The sequence below is a fragment of the Micrococcus sp. KRD096 genome (assembly GCF_017168495.1).
Classification (GTDB): Bacteria; Actinomycetota; Actinomycetes; order Actinomycetales; family Micrococcaceae; genus Micrococcus; species Micrococcus luteus.
Window position 1 is genome coordinate 44,921 of sequence record NZ_JABFAY010000020.1, and the last position, 25,659, is coordinate 70,579.

A 25,659-nucleotide genomic window follows, 5' to 3' on the forward strand; every position below is an offset into this window, starting at 1 on the left:
GCCCGCCCCCGCCGACCGCGGGGCCCCGGACCCCGAGGAGACGATGAGCCGGGACCAGATCGAGGCGCTCCAGTTCGAACGCCTCCGCTGGACCCTGCACCACGCCTACGAGAACGTGCCCGCGTACCGGGAGCACTTCGACGCGCACGGCGTCCACCCCTCGGACTTCACGGAGCTCGGGGACCTCGCCAAGTTCCCGTACACGGACAAGGAGTTCCTGCGGAAGAGCTACCCGTTCGGCGCGTTCGCCGCCACGGGCCCCGAGCTGCGTCGCATCCACGCCTCCTCCGGCACCACCGGCCAGCCCACCGTGGTCGGCTACACCGACGACGACCTGGCCACGTGGGCCACCCTCGTCGCCCGCTGCTTCCGCGCCGGCGGCATCCGCCCCGGTGACCGCGTGCACAACGCGTACGGCTACGGCCTGTTCACCGGCGGCCTCGGCGCCCACTACGGCGCCGAGCGCATCGGCGCGGCCGTGATCCCGATGTCCGGCGGGCAGACGGAGAAGCAGGTGCAGCTGATCACCGACTTCCAACCGCGCGCCATCCTCTCCACGCCCACCTACCTGCTGACCATCGCGGACGGCTTCAAGAAGCTCGGTCTGGACCCCCGCGAGTCCTCCCTCGAGGTCGCGATCCTCGGCGCCGAGCCGTGGACCGAGGAGATGCGCCGCGAGATCGAGCAGACCTTCGACCTCGACGCCCTGGACATCTACGGCCTCTCCGAGGTCATGGGCCCGGGCGTGGCCGGCGAGTCCGCGGCCACCAAGGACGGCTCCCACATCTGGGAGGACCACTTCCGCCCCGAGATCATCGACCCGCTCACGGACGAGGTCCTCGAGACCGGCCGCCACGGCGAGCTCGTCTTCACCTCGCTCACCAAGCAGGCGCTGCCGATCATCCGGTACCGCACCCACGACCTCACCCGCCTGCTGCCGGGCACCACGCACCCGGGCCACCGCCGCATGGGTCGCATCACCGGCCGCTCGGACGACATGATCATCCTGCGCGGCGTGAACCTGTTCCCGTCGCAGATCGAGGAGCTGGCCCTCAAGGAGCCGGCCCTGTCGCCGCACTTCACCCTCGAGATCACGCGCCCGGACCGCATGGACCAGATGGCCGTGAACATCGAGCGCCGCGATCATGCGACCCTCGAGGAGGCCCAGGCCTGCGCCGCGCACCTGCGCATGGAGATCAAGACGAAGATCGGCTCCTCGTGCGTGATCAACGTGGTGGAGCCGGAGTCCCTGGCCCGCTCCTCCGGCAAGCTCAAGCGGATCTACGACCTGCGCGACCAGGCCTGATCCCGACCCCGCGGCCGAACCCCACGCCGGCGTGCCCGGTAGAGTGGGCCGGTGCGCCGTCGTCGTCGGCGTCCGCCCGCCCCTGAAGGTGCCCCAGAGCAGCCCCACCCCGCGCCGCGGCCGGCCCGGCTATGACCGGCAGACGCTGCTGGCCGAGTGCGTCGAGCTCTTCAACCGGCACGGCTACGAGGCGACGTCCATGGGCATGCTCGCCGCCCACCTGGGCATCTCCAAGTCCGCGATCTACCACCACGTGGAGTCCAAGGAGGCGATCCTCGACCACGCGGTGACGGAGGCGCTCGACGCCCTCGAGGCGTGCCTGGACGATGTGGTGGCCAGCGGGGCCGACGCCGGCGCGCAGGTCGAGGCGGCCATCCGCGGCACGCTCGGGGTGCTGGCGGAGAAGCAGCCCGAGGTGACCCTGCTGCTGCGCCTGCGCGGGAACTCGGCGGTCGAGGTGGCCGCCGTCGAGCGCCGACGCGAGATCACCCGGCGTCTGGGCGACCTGCTCGAGGCCGCCCAGGCCGCGGGTGCGGTGCGCTCCGACGTGACCCCGCGCAACCTCGCCCGCCTCGCGCTGGGCATGATCAACTCGATCGTCGACTGGTACCGGCCGGATCGCGGCGTTCCCGGCCAGCAGGGACCGGACCAGATGATCGACGCCGTCACGGGCGTGGTGCTCGGGGGCCTGCGGGGCTGAGGGCCCGCTGTCCTCAGCCCTAGCCGTCGAGCGCGGCGAGCACGTCGGCCACGATCGAGGCCGCGCGGTCCTCCGCGTCCGCGGGCACCCCGCCGTCCGCGTCGGCCTGGGCCACGGCCACGGTGCGGGCGCCGTCCTGCACGGCAGTGAGGTGGGAGTAGACGGACCCCCCGGGGGCCGGGAGCGCCGTGTACGCGGTGCCGCCCTCGTGCTCGGTCCGCGTCACGCTCTCCACGTCGAGCCCGGCCAGGTCCACCCCGGTGCAGGCCTGCGCCGCCGCTCGGGCGTCCTCCAGGGCGGCGCGGGCGGCCTCCTCCGTGGGGTACACGGTGACGCGCACGCCGAGCGGAGTGACCTCGGCGTCGGGGGACGCCGTGAAGGAGGGCGCCGGTGTCGTGGTGGGCCCGCCGCCGGTCGTGGCGGCCGTCTCCGGCTGGGCCGTGAGCCCCAGGTCCGCCGCCCCGGCCTCGGCGTCCCGCTCCAGATCGGAGCGGGTGGCGTCCAGGCAGGCCTGCTGTTCCGCGCTGCGGGTGGAAGCCGGGCTCGCACCGGCGTCGACCGCCTGCTCCAGGCCGGCGGCCCGCTGGCGCAGCTCCGTCTGCCGCTCCAGCGGCGAGGCGGCGCTCAGCCCCACCTCGGACCCCGGCCCCGCGGCCCGTTGGACGGCGGCCTGCACGGCCAGGGTCCGCTGCCCGTCCAGCGCGGGGGGCATCTCGAGGGACAGGCTGCCCGAGGCGGAGGCGCCGGCCGTGCTCTCCGCCGCGCCCGTGCTCTCCGTGGAGCTGCTGGCCGCGGGCGACGTGGGGGCGGACGAGGCCGCCGTCGTCGTGGACGACGCCGACGGTCGTGGACGACGCCGACGAGGGGGCGGGGGAGGAGGGCTCCGCGCCGCCGCCGCCCGCGCACCCGGCGAGGGCGAGCGCGCCCACGGCGAGGGCGCCGAGCAGGGGGAGTCGGGAGGTCGTCATGGCCCGACTCTACGTGCGCTGTGACGGATGCCACAAGGAAGCGGCGGGGGCACGCAACGGGGACGCCCGATGCGTGGTGCGCACCGGACGGCCCCTGATCCGTCAGCGGAGGAGGTCAGCCGAGCGGGGTGTCCTTGTCGCCCAGGTTCCAGTCCTCCACCGGGCCGAGGTTCTCCCCGTCCGGCCCGTAGCGGTAGAACCCCTGGCCGTCGGCCACGCCGCTGTGGCCCTCGGCGATGCTCTTCTCGAGCAGCTCAGCGAAGCCGAGCTGCCAGTCGACGCCCGTGTTGCGGGAGACGTTGGCGGCCACGTGGAAGCCCACGATGTCATAGGTCTGGAACGGGCCGCGCTCGTTGCCGGTGGCCACGCGCCAGGTGCGGTCGATGTCCGCCGGGTTGCCCACTCCGTGCATGTACAGCTTGGAGCCGGCCTGCAGCCACGGGATGAGCAGGGAGTTGAGGAAGTAGCCCGGGATCTCCTTGCGCACGTGCACGGGGACCATGCCGGTCTCCTCGGCGAACTGCAGGGCTCCCGCGACGGCCTCCGGCGAGGTGGCGGCGGTGCCCATGACCTCGGCGGTGTTCTGCGCCCAGATGCGGTTGGCGTAGTGCAGGGCCAGGAAGCGCTCCGGATGGCCGCTGGCGTCGGCGAAGTCCGAGGGCAGCAGGGAGGAGGTGTTCGTGGCGAACAGGGTCGTGGCGGGGGCGAGCTCGCCCACCTGGGCCCACACCTTGCGCTTGAGCTCCAGGTTCTCCGGGACGGCCTCGACCACGATGTCCGCATCCGCCAGGGCCTCGCCGAGGTCCGAGGTCGGCGTGATGCGGGCGATGGCCTCGTCGAAGCGCTGCGGGTCGTAGCCCTCCCCGAGGTCTGCTTCGTAGCCCTGGCGGATCCACGCCCAGCGGCGCTCGATCCCCTCGAGGGCGGCGGGGACGGCGTCGTAGGCCATCACCTTCTTGCCGTGGTACGCCGCCTGCATGATGATCTGCGAACCCAGCACGCCGGTGCCCAGCACGGCGACCTGCTCGAAACGGGTGAACTCGGACATGTGTGTCGACCTTCTTCTCTCGCGGTCCGAATGGGACGTACAGGTGAACGCCCCGGGCACGCTCCTTGTTCCCGGGGGCGACGACGGGCCGCCCGGTGCGCAGCGGGCGCACGGGACGGCCCGTCGGGGCGGGGAGGCTCAGCCCTGGGAGGTCTCGGACGGGGCCATCGGCCAGGTCTTGGCCACGAGCGTCAGCACGTCGTACTGAGCGCAGAGCTCGTCCTTCTGGTTGTGGATCCGGCAGTCCCAGGCCACCTCGCCGTACTCGTCGCTCACGCGCGGGGTGATGCGCTTGGCGGTCAGGGTCACGCGGATGGCGTCGTCGTAGGTCACCGGCGTGATGAAGCGCAGGTTCTCCAGGCCGTAGTTGGCCAGCACCGGGCCCGGATCCGGGGCCACGAACAGCCCCGCGGCCCACGAGACCAGCAGGTAGCCGTGGGCCACGCGGCGCGGGAAGAACGGGTTGGCCATGGCGGCCTCCTCGTTCGTGTGGGCGTAGAACCTGTCCCCGGTCTCCTCCGCAAAGGCGGTGATGTCCTCCAGGGTGACGGTGCGCAGGCCGGAGGCGAACTGGTCGCCCACCGTCAGCTCGGCCAGGGACTTGTAGAACGGGTGCACGGCCGTGCCGGCCTCCACGTCCTCGCGCGTCACCGTGTGGGCTGCGGCGCCCGGATGCCACACGCCGGTGATGGCGGTGAGCATGTCCGGGGAGCCCTGGATCGCCGTGCGCTGCATGTAGTGCTTGACGGCGCGGACACCACCGAGCTCCTCGCCGCCGCCGGCGCGGCCGGGGCCGCCGTGGATCAGCACCGGCACGGGGGCGCCGTGACCGGTGGTGGTCGTGGCGGTCTGGCGGTTCAGGACGTGCACGCGGCCGTGGTGGGCGCCGATCCCGGCGGCGAACGCGCGGGCGGTCTCACCGTCGTTCGTGGCGACCGTGGCCACGAGCGATCCCGAGCCCAGGGCGGCCAGGGCCACGGCGTCGGCCACGTCCGTGTAGCCGATCACCGAGGTGACCGGGCCGAACGCCTCGACGCTGTGCACCTCGGGGGTGCGTGCGTCCTCGAAGGTGAGCACCGTGGGGGCGAAGAACGCGCCGGACTCGGCGTCGGCGTCGCCGGTCGAGCCCTCGGGGCCGCCGAGGCGGACCTGACCGCCGGCGTCGACCAGGCGCTGCACCGCGCCGCGGACCTCGCTCTGCTGCTCCTTCGAGGCCAGGGCGCCCATGGTGGTGCCCTCGACGCGCGGGTCGCCCAGGACGACCTTCGCGGCCAGGCGCTCGGTGAGGGCGGCGGTCACGGCCTCGACCCGGTCCTGCGGGACGATCACCCGGCGGATGGCCGTACACTTCTGGCCGGCCTTGACCGTCATCTCCTGGAAGACGACCTTCACGAACGCCTCGAACTCGGGGGACTCCGGGTCCGCGTCCGGGCCGAGGATGGCGGCGTTGAGGGAGTCGGTCTCCGCGGTGAAGCGGACGCCGCCCTCCTGCACGTTCGGGTGCTTCTTCAGCGTGGCCGCGGTGGCGGCGGAGCCGGTGAACGCGACGTGGTCGCGGTAGTCCAGGTGGTCCAGCAGGTCGCGGGCGGAACCGGAGATCAGCTGGATCGAGCCCTCGGGCAGCACGCCGGACTCGAGCATCAGCTCGACGCACTTCTGCGTGACGTAGCCGGTGGGGGTGGCCGGCTTGACCACGGTGGGCACGCCGGCGACGAAGGCCGGGGCGAACTTCTCCAGCATGCCCCACACGGGGAAGTTGAACGCGTTGATCTGCACGGCCACGCCCGGGATGCGCTGGTAGATGTGCTCGCCGATGAAGGAGCCATCGCGGGAGAGGGGCTCCACGTCGCCGTCGATGATCACGGTGGAGTTCGGTAGCTCGCGGCGGCCCTTGCCGGAGAACGTGAAGAGGGTGCCGATGCCGCCGTCGACGTCGAAGGCGTGGTCGCGCTGCGTGGCGCCGGTGGCGAAGGAGACGTCGTAGAGCTCCTGGACGCGGGAGTTCAGAAAGAGCGCGAGCTCCTTGAGCTTGAGGGCGCGCTCGTGGATGGTCAGCGCGCCCAGGGCCTGCTGGCCGACGGTGCGGGCGTGCTCGATGGCGGCGGCCGTGTCGAGGCCGTCGGTGGAGACGCCGGTCAGGCGCGCGCCGGTGTTCGCGTCCGTCACGTCGGTGACCTTGGACGGGTGCGACGGCGTCCACCAGCTGCCGGCGACGTAGCTGGGGAGGATCTCCGGGAGGGAGGGGGCGGTGACGGTCACGGGGTCTCCTGGTGTCGGGGGCGCGGACGAGTCCCGACCGATCGGTCGGTTATTGGTCCTCACCGACCGATCGGTCGGTTATTGGTCCTCACCCTAGCCGAGACGTGCATCACGCGGGAGGGGGAGCCGGGCGGGTGACGCCGTCGTCGTGGAGAGGGCTTCGCCGGCCGAGCCGTGGCGCTGAGGCCCGCAGACGCGCCGCTATGGCCAGGACGTGGCGGCGTGTCTGCGGGCCTCGGCGGGGCGTCGTCCACAGATCCCGGCGGACGACGACGGCGGCGCGCCCGGATCGGGCACGCTCGGCCCATGCCCCGCTCGCCCGCGCCCCTGCCTCCGATGCGCTGCGGACTGGACGGCCTCCTCCGCGCTCCGACGGTGTTCTCGACCCCGGCCGCGCGCGAGGCGGGGGTGCGCGCGGCCCGGCTGCGGCGCGGGGACGTGGTCTCCCTCGGCTGGGGGCTCTGGGGCCGGCGCGGCGTCGAACCGGACCCCATGGACCATGTGCGGGCACTGCAGGATCTGCACCCCGAGGGCGTGTTCAGCCACGTCACGGCCGCCAGGGTGCTCGGCCTGTGGCTGACCGGGCCGCTCGCCGCCGACCGGTCCGTGCACGTCGCGACCCCGCGCGGCCACGGCACCGCGTCGAGCCGGGCCGGGATCCGCTCACACCGCCTCCGCGCCGACGCCCCGGTGCGGATCGTGGACGGGGTGCGCGTGACCGCGCCGGGGTGGATCTTCGTGGACCTCGCCGCGCACGCCGGGCCGCTCGACCATCTCGTCGCGCTGGGGGACAGCATGGTTCGGACCGCCCCGACGGAGGCCCGCCGCCGTCGGCTGCCTCCCGGGGTGACGGACGTGGCCGAGCTGCGCGCCGCCGTCGAGGAACGCGGACGGGTGCGCGGGATCCGTGCGGCCCGGGAGGCGCTGGAGCTCGTGCGTCCCGGGGCCGACTCGCCGCAGGAGAGCCGACTGCGGGCGCGGCTCGTCCTGGACGGCGTCCCCGAGCCCGCGGTGAACCCGTGCATCCGCCTCGCCACGGGACAGCGGCTCCGCGTGGATCTGGTGTGGGCGGAGGCCAAGGTGGCGGTCGAGTACGACGGCGATCAGCACCGCACGGATCGCCGGCAGTGGCGTGAGGACCGCGAGCGGGACGCGGCCCTGCGCGCGGAGGGGTGGGAGGTGATCCGGGTGACCGCCGACGTGTTCCGGCCGGGGCACTGGGAGCTGTTCGTGCGTCAGCTGCGCGGCCTGGTGGCCGCGCGGACGCCGCCGGGCCGAGTGCCGCCGTCGTGGATCTGACCCGCCCAGGCCCGCAGACGCGCCGCTACCGCCAGGACGTAGCGGCGTGTCTGCGGGCCTCGACGAGAGGGGCGGGAGCCTCGGGCCGGCGTCGGCCCCTGCCCCTCGTCTCCGGACCGGCGTAGAATCGAGCACCGGTCCTCTCGGACCCGACCCACCCCCTCATCCGGAGAGTTCTGCCGCATGCTGCGCACCATGTTCCACGCCAAGATCCACCGGGCCACCGTGACCCAGGCGGACCTGCACTACGTGGGCTCCGTGACCGTGGACCAGGACCTGCTGGACGCCGCGGACATCCTCCCCGGCGAGCTCGTGTCCATCGTGGACGTCACCAACGGCGCGCGACTGGAGACCTACACCATCGCGGGCGAGCGGGGCTCCGGCGTGCTCGGCATCAACGGCGCCGCCGCCCACCTGGTGCATCCGGGGGACATCGTCATCCTCATCGCCTACGGGCAGATGGACGACGACGAGGCTCGCAACTTCCAGCCCAAGGTCGTCCACGTGGACGCGGACAACAGGATCGTCGAGCTCGGCGTCGACCCCGCCGACGGTCTCCTCGACGGCCTCTCCCGCCCGCCGCTGTCCCGCGAGTGGAACGAGGCCCAGGCCGAGGTCTGAGCCGGCCCGAGGGCGCCGGGCCGTCATGGACGAGCCCTTCGAGCGGGATCAGCGGTCGGCACGGCCTTCGCCCCGAGCGCCCGACGCGCGGAGCGCATCGCGGCCGCGTGGCTGAGGCCCATCGCGGTGCGGGCGCCCGGCACGCGGGCCACGGCGCGCATCCACGGCGAGGTCAGCACCACCTCCTGCTCCCACGCCACGATGCAGCGCGGCGCGTGTCCGGCCGGGGCGCCGTCGTCGTGCACGGTGACCCGCACGGTGCCCGTCAGGTCCCCGCTCAGGTGCGCAACCAGAAGGCCGCGGGCGCGGTCGTCGATGAGACGCTCCATCGTCAGACGCACCGGCACGAACCCGCGCAGCCGGACGGCGGCGCGGTCGGGGCCCAGGCGACGGACGCGCGGGACGGCCGGCCACCAGCGTGGGTAGCCGGCCGGGTCGGCGAGCAGGGCCAGCACGGACCGGGCGTCCGCGGGGACGGCCCAGCGGTGGGTGAAGCGGAAGGGGCGGTCGACCGACATCAGACCCGGCCGAAGATCTCGGGGTCCACGGGGCGCCGGGTGCGGGGGAGCTTCGCGACGACCAGCAGGTACGACTCCGTGACGAGGTCCCGGACGAGCTGCTCGTCGAGGTCCGGGTGCGCGGCCAGGCTGAGCCAGTGCCGCTTGTCCATGTGATAGCCGGGCGTGATCGCCGCGGGCAGGGCCGCGCGCAGCTGGGCGCCGTCCTCCGGGCGGGCCTTGACGTTCACGAGGCGGCGCCCGTCGTGGTCGATGAACACCGCGAACAGCTTCCCCTGCACCTTCATGACCTCGGTGTCCGGGCCGAAGGGGTGCGACGCGGCGCTGCCCGGCAGCTCGAGGGCGCGGTCGCGGGCGACGCGCAGCAGCGTGGGCTCGTCCATGCCAGTCACGTTAGCCGCGCCGCCCCGCCCCCGCACTTTCGAACGTGATATCGGGGGAATGGGCGCTTTCGAACGGGAGATAGGGCCTATCTCACGTTCGAAAGCGCTCGCCCCGGGGGCTCAGCGGTAGTCGAAGAAGCCCTTGCCGGACTTCCGGCCGAGCTCGCCGCGGGCCACCATGTCTCGCATGAGCTGCGGCGGGGCGAAGCGCTCACCCAGCTGGGACTCGAGGTACTCCGCGATGCCCAGGCGCACGTCCAGGCCCACGATGTCGGTCAGGGCCAGCGGGCCGACCGGGAACTTGTATCCCAGCACCATGGCGGCGTCGATGTCCTCGGGGGAGGCCACGCCCTCCTCGACCATGCGGATGGCCTCGAGCGCGATCGCCACGCCCAGGCGCGACGAGGCGAAGCCCGGGGCGTTCTTGACGACGACGGGGGTCTTGCCGAGCCCGCGGACCCACTCGGTGGACAGGGCCTGGAGCTCCGCACCGGTCTGCTCGCCGATCACGACCTCCACGAGCTTCGAGGCGGGCACCGGGTTGAAGTAGTGCAGGCCGCAGAAGCGCTCGGGGCGCTGCAGATGCGTGGCGATCTCGTCGATGGACAGGGAGGAGGTGTTGCTGGCCAGCCAGGCGTCCTCGCGCAGGTGGGCCTCGACGTCGGTGAGCGCCTCGATCTTCACCTGCATGTCCTCGAACACGGCCTCGACCACGAGGTCGCAGCGGGCGAAGTCGGCGCGGTCCACGGAGACGGTCAGGCGCTGCGCCCACTCGTCCAGGTCGCCGTCGATCTTGCCGCGCTCGAGGGAGGCGGCCAGGTCGGCCTCGATGCGCTCCCTAGCGGCCTGGGCCGACTGCGGGTCGCGCTCGACCACGACCACCTCGGACGAGCCGGAGACGAGGAACGCGTGGGCGATCCCGCCGCCCATCCGGCCACCACCGAGGACGCCGACGACGGCGGGCACGGAGGACGGAGCGGTGTCAGGAGTGTGATGCTGATCGGTCATGTCATTCCTCACTTCTTCTTGCGGTCCAGGAACGCCTGCATGCGCTCGAACTTGGCCTCGGACTCGAACAGGATGGCCTGCGCGATCTCGTCCACGTGGGGGTGGGCCTCGCGCGGGAGGTGGAAGACGCGCTTGGACAGCCGCACCGCCAGCGGGTCCTGCTGCGCGATGCGGTCGGCGAGGGCGTCGGCGGCGTCGAGGAGGGCGTCCGGCTCGTGCAGCTCGGTGACGAGCTTGAGCTCGAGGGCCTCCTGCGCGTCCAGGATCCGTCCGGCGAGCAGCAGCTCGAGGGCCACCGGCTCACCCACCAGTTCCTTGAGCCGCCACTGGGCGCCCGCAGCGGCCGTGATCCCCAGACTCGTCTCGGGCTGGCCCATCTTCAGCGCCGGGGTGGCGATGCGGAAGTCGGCCGCGTAGGCCAGTTCCGCGCCGCCGCCGAGGGCGAAGCCGTCGATCGCGGCGATCACGGGCATGGGCAGCCGGTGGATGCGGTCGAAGACCTGCGAGTTCACGCCGCGCAGGGCGTCGTCGCGTCGGCGCTCGCGCAGCTGTCCGATGTCCGCGCCGGAGGCGAAGATGCCGGAGAACCTCCCCGGCTCGCGCTTCGACTCCACCTGGGTGCCCGAGATGATCAGGATCTTCGGCTCGCGTTCGAGATGGGCGCAGAGCTCGTGGAACTCGTCGACCATCGTCTGGTCGATCGCGTTGCGCACGCCCGGGCGGTCCATGCGCGCGTGGACGCGGTCCTCGCGCTCCTCGACGCGCAGCGCCGTGAAGTGGCTGAAGTCGGCCATGCGCTCAGACCTTCTCGACGAGCATCGCGGAGCCCTGGCCCACGCCCACGCACATCGTGGCCAGGCCCTTGTCCGCGCCCTCGCGCTCCATCCGGCCGAGCAGCGTGACCACGAGGCGCGAGCCCGAGGAGCCCAGCGGATGGCCCAGGGCGATCGCGCCGCCGTCGGCGTTGACGGTCTCCGGGTCCAGGCCGAGGCGCCGCATCGAGGCCAGGGACTGGGTGGCGAAGGCCTCGTTGAGCTCGACGGCGCCCAGGTCCGCCACGGACCAGCCGGAGCGCTCGAGGGCCTTCTCGGTGGCCGGGACGGGGCCCAGGCCCATGATCTCGGGGGCCAGGCCCGCCGAGGTGGACTCCACGACGCGGGCCCGCGGGGTCAGGCCGTACTTCTGCGCGGCCCGCTCGGAGACGACGAGGATCGCCGAGGCGCCGTCGTTGAGGGAGGAGGAGTTGCCGGCGGTGACCACGCCGTCCTTCTTGATGATCGGGCGCAGGCCGGCGAGCACCTCGGGGGTGGAGCCGGGGCGGGGGCCCTCGTCCGTGTCCACGACCGTCTCGGCGCCCTTGCGGCCGGTGACGACGATGGGCACGATCTCGTCCGCGAAGCGGCCGGCCTCGATGGCGGCCAGCGCACGCTCGTGTGAGCGGGCGGCGAAGGCGTCGGCGTCCTCGCGGGTGATGCCGTCCACCTCGCCGACCTCCTCGGCGGTCTCCGGCATGGAGAAGGTGAACTTCTCCCCGAACTCGCCGTCCGCGAAGCGCGGGTTCACGAAGCGCCAGCCGATCGAGGTGTCGAAGGCCGCACCGGGCTTGGCGAACGCCGTCGTCGGCTTCTCCATCACCCAGGGGGCGCGGGACATCGACTCGACGCCTCCGGCCACGACGACGTCGGCCATCCCGGAGCGCACCATCGCGGTGGCGATGCCGATCGCGGACATGCCGGATGCGCAGAGGCGGTTCACGGTGATGCCTGGGACGGTGTCCGGGAAGCCGGCCAGCAGCCAGGCCATGCGGGCGACGTTGCGGTTCTCCTCGCCCGCGCCGTTGGCGTTGCCGAGGATGACGTCGTCCACGACCGACGGGTCGATGCCGGCGTCCTCGACCACGGCCTTGACGGTCAGGGCGGCGAGGTCGTCGGGGCGGACGGAGGAGAGGGCGCCGCCGTACTTGCCGACGGGCGTGCGGCGACCGCCGACGAGGAGGGCCTGGGACTGTGCGGACATGGAGACTCCTTGAGTGACCGACGACGGGGCGGGCGCGGGTGCGGCGAATTACCGACCGTGCGTTCAGGTTCAGTATCCCGGGCCGGTGTGACGGGGGTCAACTGCGGGGGTGGGCGTGACGGGCCAGGGGCGCGCCCGCGCCAAAGCCCGCAGACGCGCCGTTTCGTCCCCGAGATAGCGGCGTGTCTGCGGGCCTCGGCGCCGGTCAGGCCCGCGCACCGCACGACGACGGCGCGCCCTTCCGGAGGAGGACGCGCCGTCGTCGTGGGGTGGGGACGGGCGGAGCCCGTCAGACGGGCCGGATCAGGCCGGGACCACCGGGTGGGAGCGGGTGGCGACGACCTGCTCGTCGTGCAGCTCGCGGTCCTGGATGCCCTTGGGGACGAACAGGACGGCGATGAGCGAGATCGCGGAGATCACGATGATGTACCAGGCCACGTTCTCCCAGCCGGTCTTCACGAGCTGGTCGGCGAGCAGCGGGGCGAAGGCGCCGCCGATGATGGTGCCGAGCGCGTAGCCGATGGAGACGCCGGAGAAGCGGACGCGGGCCGGGAACATCTCGGCGTACATCGCCGACTGCGGACCGTAGGACGGACCCAGGCCGAGGGTCAGGACGAACAGGCCCAGCGAGAACAGCGGCAGAGACGCGGTGTTGAGCAGCCCGAACAGCGGGAAGGCCCAGACGATCAGGAACCCGTAGCCGAGGACGAAGGTCAGCTTGCGGCCGATCTTGTCCGAGACCCAGCCGCCGAGCAGGGTGAAGATGAACCAGCCGACGCCGCCGATGAGGCTCGCGATGAGCACCTCGGAGGAGGTCATGCCCAGGCCCTTCGGACCGCCGTACTTCGAGAACCACGCGATGAGCAGGTAGCCGACGCCGTTGTTCGCGGCGAAGATCACTGCGGCGAGGATGACCTCCTTGGTGTGGTGCCGGAAGAGCTCGCCCAGCGGGGCGGACTCGTCCGCCTTGAGCTGCTGCATCTCCTTGAAGACCGGGGACTCCTCGACGGCCTTGCGGATCAGGTAGCCGACGACGATCAGCACCACGGAGATCAGGAACGGGATGCGCCAGCCCCAGGTGAGGAACTGCTCCTCGGACATGGTGGAACGCACGATGAACAGCACGCCGGTGGCCAGGATCATGCCCAGCGGCACGCCGACCTGCGGGGCGGAGCCGAACAGGCCGCGCTTGCCGTGGGGGGCGTGCTCCACGGCCAGCAGCGCCGCGCCGCCCCACTCGCCGCCGGCGGACAGGCCCTGCAGCAGGCGCAGCGCGACGAGCAGGATCGGGGCCCACACGCCGATCTGGGCGTAGGTGGGCAGCAGGCCGATGAGGGTGGTGGCCAGGCCCATGCCGATCAGCGTGAGGGACAGGACGAGCTTGCGGCCGAAGCGGTCGCCGAGGTGGCCGGCGACGATCGCGCCGAGCGGGCGGACGAGGAAGGAGATGCCGAGGGTGACCCACGCGGCGATCTGGGAGCCGTTCTCGCCCATCGGCTGGAAGAAGAGGGCGGCGAAGACCAGGGCGGTGGCCTGGGCGAAGATGAAGAAGTCGTACCACTCGATGGTGGTGCCGACGACGGTGCCGGCGATGACCTTGCGCTCCTCGCGGCGATCGCGCGCGGGGGCGGGCGCCGCGGGGGATGCGACGGTGTGGCTCATGGGTGCTCCTGGGATGCGGGGCGGCGGCCGACCGTGAGACGGCGGCGGGACGGTGTGGTTCCCGACCGATCGGTCGGGAAGTGACACCCGTCACCGTATACGATCCTCTGTGACTCACGCCACGGTCCGGGCTGATGACGGGATTGTGACGCGGCCGGGCCGGGACGACGACGGCGCTGCGCCCCTCGTGCGAAGGGTGCGGCGCCGTCGTCGGTGGCGGGGTGCGGCGGCTCAGCCGCGACCGGTGAAGTCCGGCTTCCGCTTCTCCTGGAAGGCCTGGAAGCCCTCGGCGTAGTCGGCGGTGCCGCAGAGCTCGCCCTGGGCGATGTTCTCCGCGTCGAGGGACTCCCACAGGCCCACGCGCCGGTCGCGGACCTGGGCCACGAGCTCCTTCGACGCGCGGAACGCGAGGGTCGCGCCGGAGGCCACCTGGGCGACCTTGGCACGGGTGAACTCGAGCAGCTCGTCCGCGGGCAGGGCCCGGGAGAACAGCCCGGCCTGGACGGCCTCGGCGCCCGAGAGGAGCTCGGCCGTGTAGATCAGGTCCAGGGTGCGGTGCGCGCCCAGGCGCTCGGTGAACAGCCAGTGGCCGCCCGAGTCCAGGGTGGCCCCGAGGTTCGCGAACGGCGAGCCGATCTTCGCGTCCTCGGCCACGTACACCACGTCCGTGGCGATCGCGAGGCCCAGGCCCACGCCCAGGCAGGCGCCCTGCACCGCCGCGAAGGTGGGCACCGGGATCTCGGACATGGCCCGCAGCACCGGGGTGACCCTGTCCCGCAGGTAGGCGGTGGCGTCGTCCTCGGCCGGGACCACGGCGGAGATGTCGCGGCCCGCGCAGAACCCGCGGCCCTCGCCGCGCAGCAGCACGGCCCGGACCTCGCCGGACTCGACGCCGGCGGCGGCCCGCTCGTAGGCGGCCTGCAGTTCGGCCAGCGCGGCCTCGTCCAGGGCGTTCATCCTCTGGGGGGCGTCCAGCACGATCTCGGCGACGCCGTTCTCGACGGTGATCTCGATCATCGGGGGCTCCTTCGGTCTCGTGGGCGGGCGCTCAGGCGTCGAAGTCCAGCGTGATCGAGTCGGAGGTCGGGCGGGTCTGGCACGTGAGCACGTAGCCCTTCTCCACCTCGTCCTTCTCGAGCGCGTAGTTCTCGTCCATCTCGTACGCGCCGTCGACGACCTTGGCGCGGCAGGTGCCGCACACGCCGCCGGCGCACGCGAAGGGCACGTCCGAGCGGACGCGCAGCGCCGCGTTGAGGACGGTCTCGTGGGCGGACTTGGGGGACTCGACCTTGGCGGTGAGGCCGTCGAGGTTGAACTCGATGGTCACGTTGTCGCCCTTCGGGTCCACCTCCACCACACGGCCGGAGTGGCCCTGCGGGTTCTCCGGGCGGCCGGTGGTGAACAGCTCGAAGCGCACGTCGTCCTCGGACACACCGCGGGCGGCGAGCGTCTCACGGGTGAGCTGCACGAGCTCGAACGGGCCGCAGAGGAACCACTCGTCGGTGCCCTGCACGTCGATCACGCGGTCCAGGAGGGTGGTGAGCTTGTCCTCGTCGATGCGGCCGGAGAGCAGCGGGGACACGCGCTGCTCGCGGGAGAGCACGTGGTGCACCGTGAACCGGGCCGGGTACTTGTCCTTGAGGTCGCCGATCTCCTCGGCGAACATCACGTCCATGGCGGAGCGGTTCGCGTAGACCAGGTCGAAGCGCGAGGACTCGGAGGCCGCGAGCACGGCCTTGGCGATCGCCATGATCGGGGTGATGCCCGAGCCGGCCGCGAACGCGACCAGGTGCGTGTCCTTGTTCTCCGCGACCTTCTCCGCGGCCACCTTCTGGGCGTCGTTGAGGGAGGTGACGTGCGTGCGGGACGTGAACGCACCCTGCGGGTTCATCACGTCGATCCTCTCGCCGACCTCGAGGCTCTCGTTGGCCCATGTGGAGAACGTGCCGCCGATGTCCTTCTTCACGGCCACGCGGATCTCACCGCGCTTCGGGACGGCGCAGATCGAGTAGGACCGGCGCACCTCGGCGCCGTCGAGCTCCTTGCGCAGGGCCACGTACTGGCCCGGCACGTAGTCGTAGTCGTCGGCGAGCTCCTCGGGCACCGCGAAGGTGACCTCCACGGCGTCGTCGGTCAGGCGGCGCAGCTCGGACACCTCGAGGGTGTTGAACGTGGCGCGGCGCTTGCCGGTGGTGGGGGCGTCGGTGGTCTCGGTCATCAGTGCACCTTGAAGTAGTCGAAGGGCTCGAGGCACTCCCGGCAGGTGTAGAGGGCCTTGCAGGAGGTGGAGCCGAAGCGGGTGATCTCGCGGGTGTTCAGGGAGTGGCAGCGCGGGCACTTCACGGCCATGCCGATCCTGATCGGGCCGTCCGTGGCGCGCGCGACGGGCGGGGCGATGCCGTACTCGTTGAGCTTGGCCTTGCCCTCGTCCGTCATCCAGTCCGTGGTCCACGCCGGCTGGAGCACCAGGCGCACCTCGGCGTCGGGGAACCCGGCGCGCCCGAGCGCGCGGGTGACGTCCGCGGTGATGGTGTCCATGGCGGGGCAGCCGGAATAGGTGGGCGTGATGACGACGACGGCCCTCTCGCCCTCGACCCGTGCCTCCCGGAGAATCCCGAGGTCCGCGATGGACAGCACGGGGATCTCCGGGTCGTGCACGGTGGAGGCCGCATCCCAGACCCGCGCGTCGGCGGGATCGGCGGGGCGCAGCTCGCTGGCGGTGGTCACCAGGTCGCTCCCGGGTGACGGCGCGCCAGGGACTGCATCTCCGCGAGGATGTACCCGCGGTACTCGCTCATGGCGCCGGAGCGGTCGCCGCCGCGGGCGGTGCCCGTCGTCGGCACGGTCAGGCCGGCCTCCTCGATGGCCGCGCGGACGCGGGTCATCGTGGGCTCCTCCAGCGAGGACGGCAGCACGGCGACGCCCTGCTCGGCGAGGGCGCGGACGACGTCGTCGTCGTGGAAGAGCTCGGCCACGTAGGGCCACAGCTCGTCCAGGCCGCGCTGCATGCGGCGCTTCGACTCCTCGGTGCCCAGGCCCAGGCGCTGCAGCCACAGGGCGGCGTGGTCCTGGTGGTACAGGACCTCCTTGAGGGCCTTGTCCGCGATGGCGGCGAGCGTGGGGTCCGTGGACTCGCGCAGGCGGGTGTACAGCTCGTACGAGTAGAACGAGTAGTACAGCTGGCGGGCGATGGTCTTGGCGAAGTCGCCGTTCTCGGCCTCCACGAGGCGGACGGAGCGGAACTCCTCCTCGTCGCGGAAGTACGCGAGCTCGTCCTCGGTCTTGCCCCACGCCGTGCCGGCGTAGGAGAGGAGGAAGCGGGCGTGGCCCACGAGGTCCAGGGCGATGTTGCCCAGGGCGATGTCCTCCTCGAGCTCCGGGGCGCGCGAGATCCACCAGGACAGGCGCTGGCCGAGCATCAGGGCGTCGTCACCGAGGGCGAGGGCGTAGCGGGCGACGTCGTCGCTCGCCTTCTGCTCGCCGGCCGCGATCTCCTCCGCGGTGATGGCCACGCCCGCGGAGTGCTTCGTGGCGGAGTCGTTGGTCGCGAAGCTCACAGGTGCGGCACCCCCTCGGACTGCTGGTAGTAGGTGGCGTGACGGTAGGACTTGCCCTGCGGGGACTCGAAGAAGCCGCCCTTGGAGTCCGGGTCGGAGGCCGCGATGGCCTCGGCCGGGACGACCCACACGGAGGTGCCCTCGTTGCGGCGGGTGTACAGGTCGCGCGCGTTGCGCAGCGCCAGGGTGGCGTCCGGGGCGTGCAGCGAGCCGGCGTGCACGTGGGAGAGGCCGCGGTTGGCGCGGACGAAGACCTCCCACAGGGGCCAGGCGTGGGAGGCGGCGGTGGTCTCGCTCATGGGTCAGGCTCCGATCAGGTGGGTCTCGGCCGGCGCGTTCTGCTCGGCCTGGCGGCGGGCGTAGGCGTCGGCGGCCTCGCGGACCCAGGCGCCCTCCTCGTGGGCCTGGATGCGGCGGGCCATGCGCTGGGTGTTCATGGGGCCGTTGCCCTTGATCACGGACATGAACTCGTCCCAGTCCAGCTCGCCGAAGTCGTAGTGGCCGCGCTCCTCGTTCCACTTCAGGTCCGGGTCCGGCAGGGTGAGGCCGAGGGCCTCGGCCTGCGGGACGATCATGTCCACGAAGCGCTGGCGCAGGTCGTCGTTGGAGAAACGCTTGACCTTCCAGGCCATGGACTGGCGGGAGTTGGGGGAGTCCTCGTCCGGCGGGCCGAACATCTGCAGGGCCGGGCCGTAGAAGCGGTCCACGGCGTCCTGGGCCATCTGCTTCTGCTCCGGGGTGCCGTGCGAGAGCTCGTAGAGGATCTCCCAGCCCTGGCGCTGGTGGAACGACTCCTCCTTGCAGATGCGCACCATCGCGCGGCCGTACGGGCCGTAGGAGGCGCGGCACAGCGGCACCTGGTTGCAGATCGCGGCGCCGTCGACGAGCCAGCCGATCGCGCCCATGTCCGCCCAGGTGCGGGCCGGGTAGTTGAAGATCGAGGAGTACTTCGCGCGGCCGGAGAGCAGCTGCTCGTTCAGCTCGTCCCGCGGGGTGCCGAGGGTCTCGGCGGCGGAGTACAGGTACAGGCCGTGGCCGGCCTCGTCCTGGACCTTGGCCATGAGGATCGCCTTGCGCTTCAGGGAGGGGGCGCGGGTGATCCAGTTGGCCTCCGGCTGCATGCCGATGATCTCGGAGTGCGCGTGCTGGGAGACCTGGCGGGTCAGGGACTTGCGGTACGCCTCGGGCATCCAGTCGCGGGGCTCGATGCGCGAGTCCTCCGCGATCAGGCGATCGAAGTTCTCCTGGCCGGCCGCATCCTCGGGGGACGGGACGGAGGCCAGGTGCTGGGGGGAGCTGGTCTGCGTCATGGGGATCACCTCACGCTGAGTGCGGGCTGGTTCCGTGGTCAGGGCACGCCGGGGCGCATCGAATTACTGACCGCTCGTTCAGGATAGGCCAGGGTGTGACCTCGGTCAACACGCCGGAGCCGGCGCGACCCGGGTGCGATGCGGCCGTCGGGACGGTGCGGGAGGGTTGGCTCCTGCACAGGCGTCCCGACGGCGTTCCCCATCCCCGGATCGTCCCGCGCCGCGGTCGCGGGGCCCGGGCCCTCCCTACGGTGGCCGCATGTCACCCCTCATCGGACCTCAGCAGATCGCCACGGCCCTGCGGGCCGTCGGACTCGACGACGACGCCGCCCGCCTGGCCGCGTGGGCCGACCCCGCCCGGCGCGAGCGGGAGGCCGCCGAGCAGGCCCTCGCCGACCTCGCCGCGGCCCAGACGCAGCTGCGCTCGGCGCTGGGCGGGCTGGTCAGCGCCGCCACGGACGTGCGCTCGGCGATGCACTCGGCATGGCGCGGGGAGGCCGCCGGCGCCTATGGGGAGGCCGTCCGGCGCGCGGCGACCCTGGCGGCGGAGCTCGAACGGGAGGCCGGGGAGTGGCTCGCCCTGCGGGCCACCGCCGAGCGGGAGGCGGAGGACGCACGCCGGAACGCGGAGGCCCGGCAGCGGGCGGCCGAGGAGACGGCGCTGGCCGTCCTGCGCTCGCTGGCGGTGGCGGCGTGACCGGCGGGCGGGGTGCGGGCCGTGCGGGCCCGGGGGCGGTGGCCTTCAGCACGCACGGCGGCCCGGGCTCGATCTACGCGGAGGCCGAGGAGATGCGCGTCGTGGCCGGGCGGCATGAGCACGCCGCCGACGAGGCGGCCGGAGCCTCGTGGCAGGTCGACGCGGCCGCCTTCGGGCTGGGCCGGTCGGCCGCGTGGCTCGCCTCCGCCGCCCTGCTGCAGGACCGGCTGGCGGAGGCGGTCGGTCGGGTGCGGAGCCTGTCGGAGCAGTGCGCCGAGCTGCACCGTGACCTGCTCTCCGCGGCGGCCCGCTACGAGGAGGCCGAGCGCGCGGCGGCCGGCATCATGGCCGCCGAGGACGCCTCCCTGGAGGAGCTGCCGGCGCTGCTCTGGCGGGACGGCCATGACGGGCTCACCACCCGCGAGGCGGAGCGGCTCGTGCAGGACCTCGTCCAGGCGGTGCCCGAGGCCATCGTGTCCGCCGCGCTCGCGGCCACCGGGTTCCCCCTGCTCGCGGCCCTGGCACGGATCGACGTGAAGATGCTGACGAGGGCGCAGAAGCGCGTGCTGAAGCGGCCCGTCTCCTCCGCGGCGAAGAAGGGGACGGATGCCGCGTCGGACCTCACCGAGGCGCTGCGGGTCTCCCCGGACGAGGCGTGGACCGTGGCGGCGGACGCCCTGACCCTCGCCGGAGCGGCGCCCCGGGGTGCGGTGACCCCGCACGGGGCGTCGCAGGACCGGCCGACGGCGCCCGCCCTGCTGGACGGCTCGGCCACGGGGCTGGCCTCTCTCATCCCGCGCGAGGAGGGGGACGGGGACCTCACGGTCACGGAGGTGGTGCGAGAGAACGGGAGCCGCGCCTGGGTGGTGGGCCTGCCGGGCACCCGCGGCGGCCTGATCCCGGATCCCGAGTCGACCGACCCGTGGGACGCCGGCGGGCTGCTGGACGCCCTCGGCTCCGAGTCCGAGGTCACGGCCCCGGCGGTGCGGGCGGCGCTCGAGGCGGCCGGCGTCCCGCACGGCGCCCCGCTCGTCCTGGCCGGCTACTCCCAGGGCGGGGTGCACGCCGTCAACCTGGCCGGTCGTGAGGACTTCACGTCCGTGTATCCGGTGGCCGGCGTCATGACGATCGCGGCGCCGTCGGGCAACGCGGTGGAGACCGGGCGGACCGCGGTGCTGGAGTTCTCCTCGGACGGGGACCTGGCCGTCGCCGCGGACGGGGCGCCCACCCCCGTCTCGTCGCGCCGGGCCGAGGTGGTCTTCCACCCGGCCGGCCACGGATGGGATGCGCCCGGGGGTGGCTTCCGGACCGCCTCTCCGCTGGCGGTCGAGGACGACCTGGGCGCCGCCCACGACTTCGACGCCCAGGTGGACCTGATCCGGCAGTTCGAGGCCGCCGAGCCCGCGTCCCGGGCGGAGGTCGCCGGGCTCTCCGCCGCGTTGGCCGGGCTGACCGCCGGCACCGTGGCCTCGAGCCGGGCGGTGCGCCTGCGCCGCACGCCGCCCGAGCGGGACCACCTGCCCCCGGGAACCCGGTGAGCGCGCCGGCGGCGGGGCGCCCGCCGCCGCCCGCTCAGTTCGCGTCGAGCAGCACGCCCGCGAAGAACGCGTTCAGGCGGTCGACCTCGTCCAGGCCGAAGACGCCGGAGACGTACTGGTCCGGGCGGACCACGACGACGGCGCCGTCACGGCTGATGCCGCGGGCCTCGAAGATGTCCTCGCCGTGCGTGGGCCGGCACGTGGCGAAGATGTTGTTCAGGTCGTGCAGGCCGAGGGAGCCGGTGGTCGGGCGGAAGATCGACGGCACGTCCGGGTGGGCGAACTCGGTCTGCTTCTGCTGGTACACGACCTTGATGTCGAAGCGGGCGTCCTCCGGCCCGTCCGACGGGGTGTGGCGGTTGCGGAAGGACCGCGGATCCTCCACGATCGCCTTCGCCCACGCCGCGACCTTCGAATCCTCGGCGCGCGGGGAGGCGGCGTCGGCGAACACGTAGACGCGCCAGCGGCCGTCCGCCCGGTGCAGGTGTCCCAGGTGCTTGACGTTGGTGTCGCACGAGCGTTCCACCAGCGCCGACTTGAAGCGCTTGCCGATGGGGTAGCCCTGCGCCAGGGCCTGGCCGGTGGCGTCCGTGGTGAGGAGGGAGGGCTGGTACTCCGTCATGAAGCCGGCCGGGAACTCGGCGGTCTTCGTGTAGAACTCGGCCACCTCGTTCGGGTCGCCCAGCTCGGAGGTGGGCTTGGCCATGAGCGTCGACCACTCCTTGTCGAAGTCGATCAGGTTCTTGGCGATCTCCTTGCGCTCCTCCGAGTAGGTCGGCACGAGCTCGACCGGGGCCATCCCGGAGAGCACCTGGCCCAGCTTCCAGCCGAGGTTCCAGCCGTCCTGCATGGACACGTTCATGCCCTGGCCGGCCTTCGCGGAGTGGGTGTGGCAGGCGTCGCCGAGCAGGAACACGTTGGGGTGGGCCACGCGCTCGCGGTTGTCGAAGCCCGAGGTGAGGCGGTGGCCCACCTCGTACACCGAATGCCAGGCGACCTCCTTCACGTCCAGCGTGTAGGGGCGCAGGATCTGCTGGGCCCGGCGGATGATCTCCTCGAGCGGGGTCTGACGCACCTGGTGGTTGTCGTCCGCCGGGACCTCGCCGAGGTCCACATACATGCGGAACAGGTGGCCGCCCTCGCGGGGGATCAGGAGGATCGAGCCGCTGGACGAGTGGATCGCGCACTTGGTGCGGATGTCCGGGAAGTCCGTGTCGGCCAGCGCGTCCATGACGCCCCATGCGTGGTTCGCGGCGTCGCCGGTCAGGGTGTGGCCGATCGCCTTGCGGACGCGAGAGCCCGCGCCGTCCGCGCCCACCACGTACTTGGCGCGCACCTGGCGGGTCGGTCCCGAGGCGGGGTCCTCGAGGGCGTTGCCCTGGGCGTCCACGGTGCGGCGCAGGGTCACGAGCACGGGGTGCTCGCCGTCGTTCGTGTCCTCGAGGGTCTCGAACGCCCAGCCGTAGTCCGGCCGCGCACGGGTGGGGGAGTTCTTCATGTACTCGGCGAACCAGTCCAGGATGCGGGCCTGGTTCACGATCAGGTGCGGGAACTCGGAGACGCCCTCCGGGTCGTCCTCGGCCAGCGAGGTGCGCACGATCGTGTCCGCGTCGTCCTCGGCCGGGTTCCAGAACGCCATGGAGGTCAGGTCGAAGGCCTCGTCGATGATCTCGCTCGCGAAGCCGAAGGCCTGGAAGGTCTCCACGGAGCGGGCCTGGATGCCGTCCGCCTGGCCGATCTCGAGGCGGTGGGGGCGGCGCTCGATGATGCGGGTGTGGACGTCCGGGAACATCGCGAGCTGGGCGGCGGCGATCATGCCGGCCGGGCCCGAGCCGACGATCAGCACGTCCATCTCGTCCGGCAGCTCGGCGGGGCGGTCCAGGCCGATGCCGGCCGCCACCTGGACGCGCGGGTTCGTGGAGACATAGCCGTGGTGGTGGAAGAGCATGGGGGTCCTTTCGCTGCGGGGGGATGTCGCGGCGCGGTGCGCGTGCCACCCGACGGCGTGTTCTCTCAAAGAACACGGTGTTCTCCCTGGGAACACATGTGTGCCAGACTGTACGCGGACGTGACCGGGTTCACAACCGGCGCGTGAACCGACCACGCCCCGGGCGCGTCACGTCCGGCACGCGAGGCGAGGAGCACAGATGGCGGAGCACGACGGCGGCCCGGTCCGGGAGGGCGCACCCTCCCAGACGCTCTCCCGCGCGCTCACCCTGCTCGAGACCGTCGTGGAGGCGCCCGAGCCGCCCACTATCGCCGACCTCGCCGACGGCCTGGGCGTCCATCGCTCGGTCGCCTACCGCATGCTGCGCACCTTCGAGGCCCACGGCCTGCTGCGCCGCGACGGCCTCGGCCGCGTCCACGCCGCCCCCGGCCTGGCCGTCCTCGCCCGCCGGGTGGAGCAGGATCTGCGCGCGGCGGCCATGCCGCACCTGACCGCCGTCTCCACCGACCTGGGCATGACCGCGTTCCTGGTGGTGTGGGACGGGGCCCACTGCCTCACCCTGGCCACGGCCGAGCCGCCCAGCGGCAACCTCGTCACGCAGCGGCCGGGGACCCGGCACCCCCTCGGGGTCGGTGCGCCGGGGATGGCGATCGCCGTCGCCCTGACCGGACAGGAGTGGGCGCGGCTGCCCGGCGAGGCCCCGCCCGAGCGACCCGAGCTCGACGACGTGCGGGAGCGCGGCTGGGCCGTCAGCTCCGACGAGGTCATCACCGGCGTCTCCTCGGTGGCCGTGCCGCTGCGGGTCCCGGGCCAGCTGCCCGCCGCCCTCGCCGTGGTCTACGCGACGCGGCCGGAGGACCCGGCGCGCCTCGGGGACCGGCTCGGTGAGGCGGCCCGGGCCGTCGCCGTCGCCTTCGGCGCAGCCTGAGCCCGGGTCCCGTGGTGCCGCTCACGGCGTCCGCGGCCCGCATTACCCTGGTGGCCATGACTGATGACGCACAGCAGACGCCCGCCGTGGTCGCGCCCCACAAGAAGGTCGGCATGCTGCCGCCGTACGCCGCCGGCAAGCCGCCGGTCGCCGTCCCGGGCCTGCACCCCTACAAGCTCTCCTCGAACGAGAACCCCTACGCGCCCGTGTCCGGCGTGATCGACCGGGTGCGTCAGGTCGTGACCGGCCCGGAGGGCGCGCCCAGCACCCTCTGCCGCTACCCGGACACCCTCTCCACCGGCCTGCGCCAGGCCCTGGCCGCGCACCTGGACGTCCCGGCGGACGACGTCGTGACGGGTGCCGGCTCCCTCGGCGCCCTGGCCCAGGTCATCACCGCCTTCGCCGGCCACGGCGAGGCCGGGGAGGGCGACGAGGTGATCTTCGCGTGGCGCTCCTTCGAGGCCTACCCGATCGTGGTCCGCACCGCCGGCGCCGTGGACGTGCAGGTGCCGCTCACCGCGGACCACCGCCACGACCTGCCGGCCATGCTGGAGGCGATCACGGAGCGGACCCGCGTGATCCTGCTCTGCACCCCCAACAACCCGACCGGCCCCGTGCTCACGACCGCCGAGGTCGAGGACTTCCTGGCGCGCGTGCCCGCGCACATCCTCGTGGTCATCGACGAGGCGTACGTGGAGTTCGTCCGCGACGAGGACGCGGTCAAGGGTCTGGAGATGTACCGCAAGCACGCGAACGTCGTCGTGCTGCGCACCTTCTCGAAGGCGCACGGCCTGGCCAACCTGCGCGTGGGCTACTCGGTCTCGCAGCCGGAGATCACCAAGGCCCTGCGCACCGTGGCCACCCCGTTCGCGGTGTCCACGGTGGCCGAGGAGGCCGCGATCGCCTCGCTCGAGCACCTGGACGAGGTCCTCGAGCGCGTGCAGATCGTCGTCGACGAGCGCGAGCGCGTCGCCGCCGCCCTGGCCGAGGCCGGCTGGGACCTGCCCGCCTCGCAGGCCAACTTCGTGTGGCTGCCGCTCGGCGAGCGCACGCAGGCGTTCGCCGAGGCCGCCCAGGCCCGGGCCCTGTCCGTCCGGGCGTTCGCGGGCGAGGGCGTGCGCGTGAGCATCGGCGAGCAGGAGGCCAACGACCGCTTCCTCGAGGTCGCGCGCGACTTCCTGACGTGAGCGGGCCGGCGTGAGCAGTACGCTGGACCGGCTGATCCGGGTCCTCTCCGCGTTCGACGCGGAGCATCCGGCGTTGACCGTGGCGGCCCTGGCCCGGCGTGGGCTCACCCCGGCGGCCCGATCACCCGCCACATCAGGCGGCGGTACAGCAGCGCGCACGCGGTGAGGACCAGCGCCCCGGCGAGCACCGGGGTGACCAGGTAGTGCCAGTCCGCGTTGCTCAGCATGACCGTCAGCGCGGTGGCGCCCGCGGGGGCGTGGATCACGCGAAGCCCGGCCATGACGGCCATCGCCAGGCCCATGCCGGCCGCGAGCGAGTACCAGGCCAGGGGCAGCACGGAGATCACGGCGATCCCGCATGCGGCCGAGACCACGTGCCCCACGAGCACGTTGGCAGGGTGGGAGTGCGGGCCGTGCGGCACGAGGAACACGAGCACGCAGGACGAGCCGAAGGCGCCCACCAGCAGCGGCACGGAGGCCAGGTCCTCGCCGAGGCTGAGGGTGGCGATGGTCAGTGCCCCCGCGATCGAGGCCGCGAGGACCACGTGCCAGGGCAGACGGGGGGCCAGCGGGCGACGCCACGGGTCCAGGAACCGCGGGGGACGCAGACCGGGCAGGCGGGTCATGCGCTCGTCTCATCTCCTCGTGACTCGGTCGCGGCCCGGGTCGGGCTCCTCCAGGGTAGGCCGCGGGCGGGGTCCGGGGG

The 25,659-nt window shown here is 72.9% G+C and carries 26 protein-coding genes; 9 read left to right on the plus strand and 17 right to left on the minus strand.

The genetic code is table 11. From position 1 onward, the window contains the following. Together J1M41_RS10345 and J1M41_RS10350 are read left to right on the plus strand one after the other, a co-directional pair. On the plus strand, positions 1-1,306 hold a 1,306-nt coding region (locus J1M41_RS10345; protein WP_206451687.1), incomplete at its 5' end, for an AMP-binding protein. 88 nt (positions 1,307-1,394) lie between these two features. Further along, a complete protein-coding gene (locus tag J1M41_RS10350; RefSeq protein WP_145951406.1) occupies positions 1,395-2,006 on the plus strand; it encodes a TetR/AcrR family transcriptional regulator in 612 nt (203 codons plus the stop codon). Positions 2,007-2,025: 19 nt separating this feature from the next. On the opposite strand, the gene J1M41_RS10355 is transcribed toward J1M41_RS10350, so the two are convergent. Continuing rightward, positions 2,026-2,718, minus strand: coding sequence for a hypothetical protein (locus J1M41_RS10355; protein WP_241247931.1), 693 nt, complete (start codon positions 2,716-2,718; stop codon positions 2,026-2,028). Between the two features lie 37 nt (positions 2,719-2,755). Here J1M41_RS10355 and J1M41_RS12115 point away from each other — a divergent pair, with 37 nt between their 5' ends. Then, positions 2,756-2,998 carry a hypothetical protein gene (locus J1M41_RS12115; protein ID WP_241247932.1) on the plus strand — a complete coding sequence of 81 codons (243 nt, stop codon included), beginning with the start codon at positions 2,756-2,758 and terminating at the stop codon, positions 2,996-2,998. 91 nt (positions 2,999-3,089) lie between these two features. Here J1M41_RS12115 and J1M41_RS10360 read toward each other — a convergent pair whose 3' ends face one another. Both J1M41_RS10360 and paaZ read right to left on the minus strand, forming a co-directional pair. After that, complete coding sequence (locus J1M41_RS10360; protein WP_070708800.1) at positions 3,090-4,022, minus strand: 3-hydroxyacyl-CoA dehydrogenase; 933 nt, start codon at positions 4,020-4,022, stop codon at positions 3,090-3,092. Positions 4,023-4,160: 138 nt separating this feature from the next. Beyond that, positions 4,161-6,281 (minus strand): phenylacetic acid degradation bifunctional protein PaaZ, encoded by a 2,121-nt coding sequence (gene paaZ / locus J1M41_RS10365; protein WP_206451688.1) that lies wholly within the window; start codon positions 6,279-6,281, stop codon positions 4,161-4,163. A gap of 306 nt (positions 6,282-6,587) precedes the next feature. On the opposite strand from paaZ, the gene J1M41_RS10370 reads away from it, so the two are divergent. Both J1M41_RS10370 and panD read left to right on the plus strand, forming a co-directional pair. Beyond that, positions 6,588-7,580 carry a DUF559 domain-containing protein gene (locus J1M41_RS10370; protein ID WP_206451689.1) on the plus strand — a complete coding sequence of 331 codons (993 nt, stop codon included), beginning with the start codon at positions 6,588-6,590 and terminating at the stop codon, positions 7,578-7,580. A gap of 183 nt (positions 7,581-7,763) precedes the next feature. Continuing rightward, entirely contained in the window at positions 7,764-8,201 is a 438-nt protein-coding gene (gene panD / locus J1M41_RS10375; RefSeq protein ID WP_036383436.1) for an aspartate 1-decarboxylase, read from the plus strand. 23 nt (positions 8,202-8,224) lie between these two features. Here the strand turns inward: panD and J1M41_RS10380 are convergent, their stop codons facing one another. The 12 genes from J1M41_RS10380 to paaA form a co-directional block, all read right to left on the minus strand. Beyond that, complete coding sequence (locus tag J1M41_RS10380; protein WP_036383434.1) at positions 8,225-8,719, minus strand: SRPBCC family protein; 495 nt, start codon at positions 8,717-8,719, stop codon at positions 8,225-8,227. After that, positions 8,719-9,102: an MmcQ/YjbR family DNA-binding protein gene (locus J1M41_RS10385; RefSeq protein ID WP_098094217.1), complete on the minus strand. Its 384-nt coding sequence runs from the start codon at positions 9,100-9,102 to the stop codon at positions 8,719-8,721. The genes J1M41_RS10380 and J1M41_RS10385 overlap by 1 nt, the downstream gene beginning before the upstream one ends. A 120-nt stretch (positions 9,103-9,222) precedes the next feature. After that, positions 9,223-10,110 (minus strand): 3-hydroxyacyl-CoA dehydrogenase family protein, encoded by an 888-nt coding sequence (locus J1M41_RS10390; protein WP_206451690.1) that lies wholly within the window; start codon positions 10,108-10,110, stop codon positions 9,223-9,225. Between the two features lie 8 nt (positions 10,111-10,118). Next, positions 10,119-10,904 carry an enoyl-CoA hydratase/isomerase family protein gene (locus J1M41_RS10395; RefSeq protein WP_206451691.1) on the minus strand — a complete coding sequence of 262 codons (786 nt, stop codon included), beginning with the start codon at positions 10,902-10,904 and terminating at the stop codon, positions 10,119-10,121. A 4-nt stretch (positions 10,905-10,908) separates the two neighbouring features. Beyond that, a complete protein-coding gene (locus J1M41_RS10400; RefSeq protein ID WP_206451692.1) occupies positions 10,909-12,126 on the minus strand; it encodes a thiolase family protein in 1,218 nt (405 codons plus the stop codon). A gap of 303 nt (positions 12,127-12,429) precedes the next feature. Further along, positions 12,430-13,788, minus strand: coding sequence for an MFS transporter (locus J1M41_RS10405; protein WP_206451693.1), 1,359 nt, complete (start codon positions 13,786-13,788; stop codon positions 12,430-12,432). Between the two features lie 231 nt (positions 13,789-14,019). Beyond that, a complete protein-coding gene (locus tag J1M41_RS10410) occupies positions 14,020-14,805 on the minus strand; it encodes an enoyl-CoA hydratase/isomerase family protein (protein WP_206451694.1) in 786 nt (261 codons plus the stop codon). Positions 14,806-14,836: 31 nt separating this feature from the next. After that, on the minus strand, positions 14,837-16,006 hold the full coding sequence (gene paaE / locus J1M41_RS10415) for a 1,2-phenylacetyl-CoA epoxidase subunit PaaE (protein WP_206451695.1): 1,170 nt from the start codon (positions 16,004-16,006) through the stop codon (positions 14,837-14,839). Continuing rightward, a complete protein-coding gene (paaD, locus tag J1M41_RS10420; protein ID WP_336627758.1) occupies positions 16,006-16,515 on the minus strand; it encodes a 1,2-phenylacetyl-CoA epoxidase subunit PaaD in 510 nt (169 codons plus the stop codon). The genes paaE and paaD overlap by 1 nt, the downstream gene beginning before the upstream one ends. Continuing rightward, complete coding sequence (paaC, locus tag J1M41_RS10425; RefSeq protein ID WP_206451696.1) at positions 16,512-17,345, minus strand: 1,2-phenylacetyl-CoA epoxidase subunit PaaC; 834 nt, start codon at positions 17,343-17,345, stop codon at positions 16,512-16,514. Before paaC ends, paaD begins: the two co-directional genes overlap by 4 nt. Continuing rightward, complete coding sequence (gene paaB, locus J1M41_RS10430; protein ID WP_002857863.1) at positions 17,342-17,644, minus strand: 1,2-phenylacetyl-CoA epoxidase subunit PaaB; 303 nt, start codon at positions 17,642-17,644, stop codon at positions 17,342-17,344. The genes paaC and paaB overlap by 4 nt, the downstream gene beginning before the upstream one ends. Before the next feature lie 3 nt (positions 17,645-17,647). Next, positions 17,648-18,655 carry a 1,2-phenylacetyl-CoA epoxidase subunit PaaA gene (gene paaA / locus J1M41_RS10435; protein ID WP_134377424.1) on the minus strand — a complete coding sequence of 336 codons (1,008 nt, stop codon included), beginning with the start codon at positions 18,653-18,655 and terminating at the stop codon, positions 17,648-17,650. Positions 18,656-18,914: 259 nt separating this feature from the next. Here paaA and J1M41_RS10440 point away from each other — a divergent pair, with 259 nt between their 5' ends. Beyond that, entirely contained in the window at positions 18,915-19,352 is a 438-nt protein-coding gene (locus J1M41_RS10440) for a hypothetical protein (RefSeq protein ID WP_182488628.1), read from the plus strand. Then, positions 19,349-20,890: a hypothetical protein gene (locus J1M41_RS10445; RefSeq protein WP_206451697.1), complete on the plus strand. Its 1,542-nt coding sequence runs from the start codon at positions 19,349-19,351 to the stop codon at positions 20,888-20,890. The genes J1M41_RS10440 and J1M41_RS10445 overlap by 4 nt, the downstream gene beginning before the upstream one ends. 34 nt (positions 20,891-20,924) lie before the next feature. On the opposite strand, the gene J1M41_RS10450 is transcribed toward J1M41_RS10445, so the two are convergent. Continuing rightward, positions 20,925-22,838 (minus strand): FAD-binding monooxygenase, encoded by a 1,914-nt coding sequence (locus J1M41_RS10450; protein WP_206451698.1) that lies wholly within the window; start codon positions 22,836-22,838, stop codon positions 20,925-20,927. 199 nt (positions 22,839-23,037) lie between these two features. Between J1M41_RS10450 and J1M41_RS10455 the strand changes: the two genes are divergently transcribed. Both J1M41_RS10455 and J1M41_RS10460 read left to right on the plus strand, forming a co-directional pair. Continuing rightward, entirely contained in the window at positions 23,038-23,766 is a 729-nt protein-coding gene (locus J1M41_RS10455) for an IclR family transcriptional regulator (RefSeq protein ID WP_020624880.1), read from the plus strand. A gap of 56 nt (positions 23,767-23,822) precedes the next feature. Next, positions 23,823-24,953 carry a histidinol-phosphate transaminase gene (locus J1M41_RS10460; RefSeq protein ID WP_206451699.1) on the plus strand — a complete coding sequence of 377 codons (1,131 nt, stop codon included), beginning with the start codon at positions 23,823-23,825 and terminating at the stop codon, positions 24,951-24,953. A gap of 104 nt (positions 24,954-25,057) precedes the next feature. Here the strand turns inward: J1M41_RS10460 and J1M41_RS10465 are convergent, their stop codons facing one another. After that, positions 25,058-25,579 (minus strand): HPP family protein, encoded by a 522-nt coding sequence (locus tag J1M41_RS10465; protein ID WP_041102607.1) that lies wholly within the window; start codon positions 25,577-25,579, stop codon positions 25,058-25,060. Positions 25,580-25,659 lie beyond the last annotated feature (80 nt).

Coding starts and splice junctions, on each gene's coding strand:
- J1M41_RS10450 (WP_206451698.1), bottom strand. CDS start 22,838: ATGCTCTTCCACCACCACGGCTATGTCTCCACGAACCCGCGCGTCCAG.
- J1M41_RS10465 (WP_041102607.1), bottom strand. CDS start 25,579: ATGACCCGCCTGCCCGGTCTGCGTCCCCCGCGGTTCCTGGACCCGTGG.
- J1M41_RS10370 (WP_206451689.1), top strand. CDS start 6,588: ATGCCCCGCTCGCCCGCGCCCCTGCCTCCGATGCGCTGCGGACTGGAC.
- J1M41_RS10460 (WP_206451699.1), top strand. CDS start 23,823: ATGACTGATGACGCACAGCAGACGCCCGCCGTGGTCGCGCCCCACAAG.
- J1M41_RS10395 (WP_206451691.1), bottom strand. CDS start 10,904: ATGGCCGACTTCAGCCACTTCACGGCGCTGCGCGTCGAGGAGCGCGAG.
- J1M41_RS10355 (WP_241247931.1), bottom strand. CDS start 2,718: ATGCCCCCCGCGCTGGACGGGCAGCGGACCCTGGCCGTGCAGGCCGCC.
- J1M41_RS10390 (WP_206451690.1), bottom strand. CDS start 10,110: ATGACCGATCAGCATCACACTCCTGACACCGCTCCGTCCTCCGTGCCC.
- panD (WP_036383436.1), top strand. CDS start 7,764: ATGCTGCGCACCATGTTCCACGCCAAGATCCACCGGGCCACCGTGACC.
- J1M41_RS10380 (WP_036383434.1), bottom strand. CDS start 8,719: ATGTCGGTCGACCGCCCCTTCCGCTTCACCCACCGCTGGGCCGTCCCC.
- J1M41_RS10410 (WP_206451694.1), bottom strand. CDS start 14,805: ATGATCGAGATCACCGTCGAGAACGGCGTCGCCGAGATCGTGCTGGAC.
- paaB (WP_002857863.1), bottom strand. CDS start 17,644: ATGAGCGAGACCACCGCCGCCTCCCACGCCTGGCCCCTGTGGGAGGTC.
- J1M41_RS10405 (WP_206451693.1), bottom strand. CDS start 13,788: ATGAGCCACACCGTCGCATCCCCCGCGGCGCCCGCCCCCGCGCGCGAT.
- J1M41_RS10385 (WP_098094217.1), bottom strand. CDS start 9,102: ATGGACGAGCCCACGCTGCTGCGCGTCGCCCGCGACCGCGCCCTCGAG.
- J1M41_RS10400 (WP_206451692.1), bottom strand. CDS start 12,126: ATGTCCGCACAGTCCCAGGCCCTCCTCGTCGGCGGTCGCCGCACGCCC.
- J1M41_RS10360 (WP_070708800.1), bottom strand. CDS start 4,022: ATGTCCGAGTTCACCCGTTTCGAGCAGGTCGCCGTGCTGGGCACCGGC.
- J1M41_RS10455 (WP_020624880.1), top strand. CDS start 23,038: ATGGCGGAGCACGACGGCGGCCCGGTCCGGGAGGGCGCACCCTCCCAG.
- J1M41_RS10440 (WP_182488628.1), top strand. CDS start 18,915: ATGTCACCCCTCATCGGACCTCAGCAGATCGCCACGGCCCTGCGGGCC.
- paaE (WP_206451695.1), bottom strand. CDS start 16,006: ATGACCGAGACCACCGACGCCCCCACCACCGGCAAGCGCCGCGCCACG.
- paaA (WP_134377424.1), bottom strand. CDS start 18,655: ATGACGCAGACCAGCTCCCCCCAGCACCTGGCCTCCGTCCCGTCCCCC.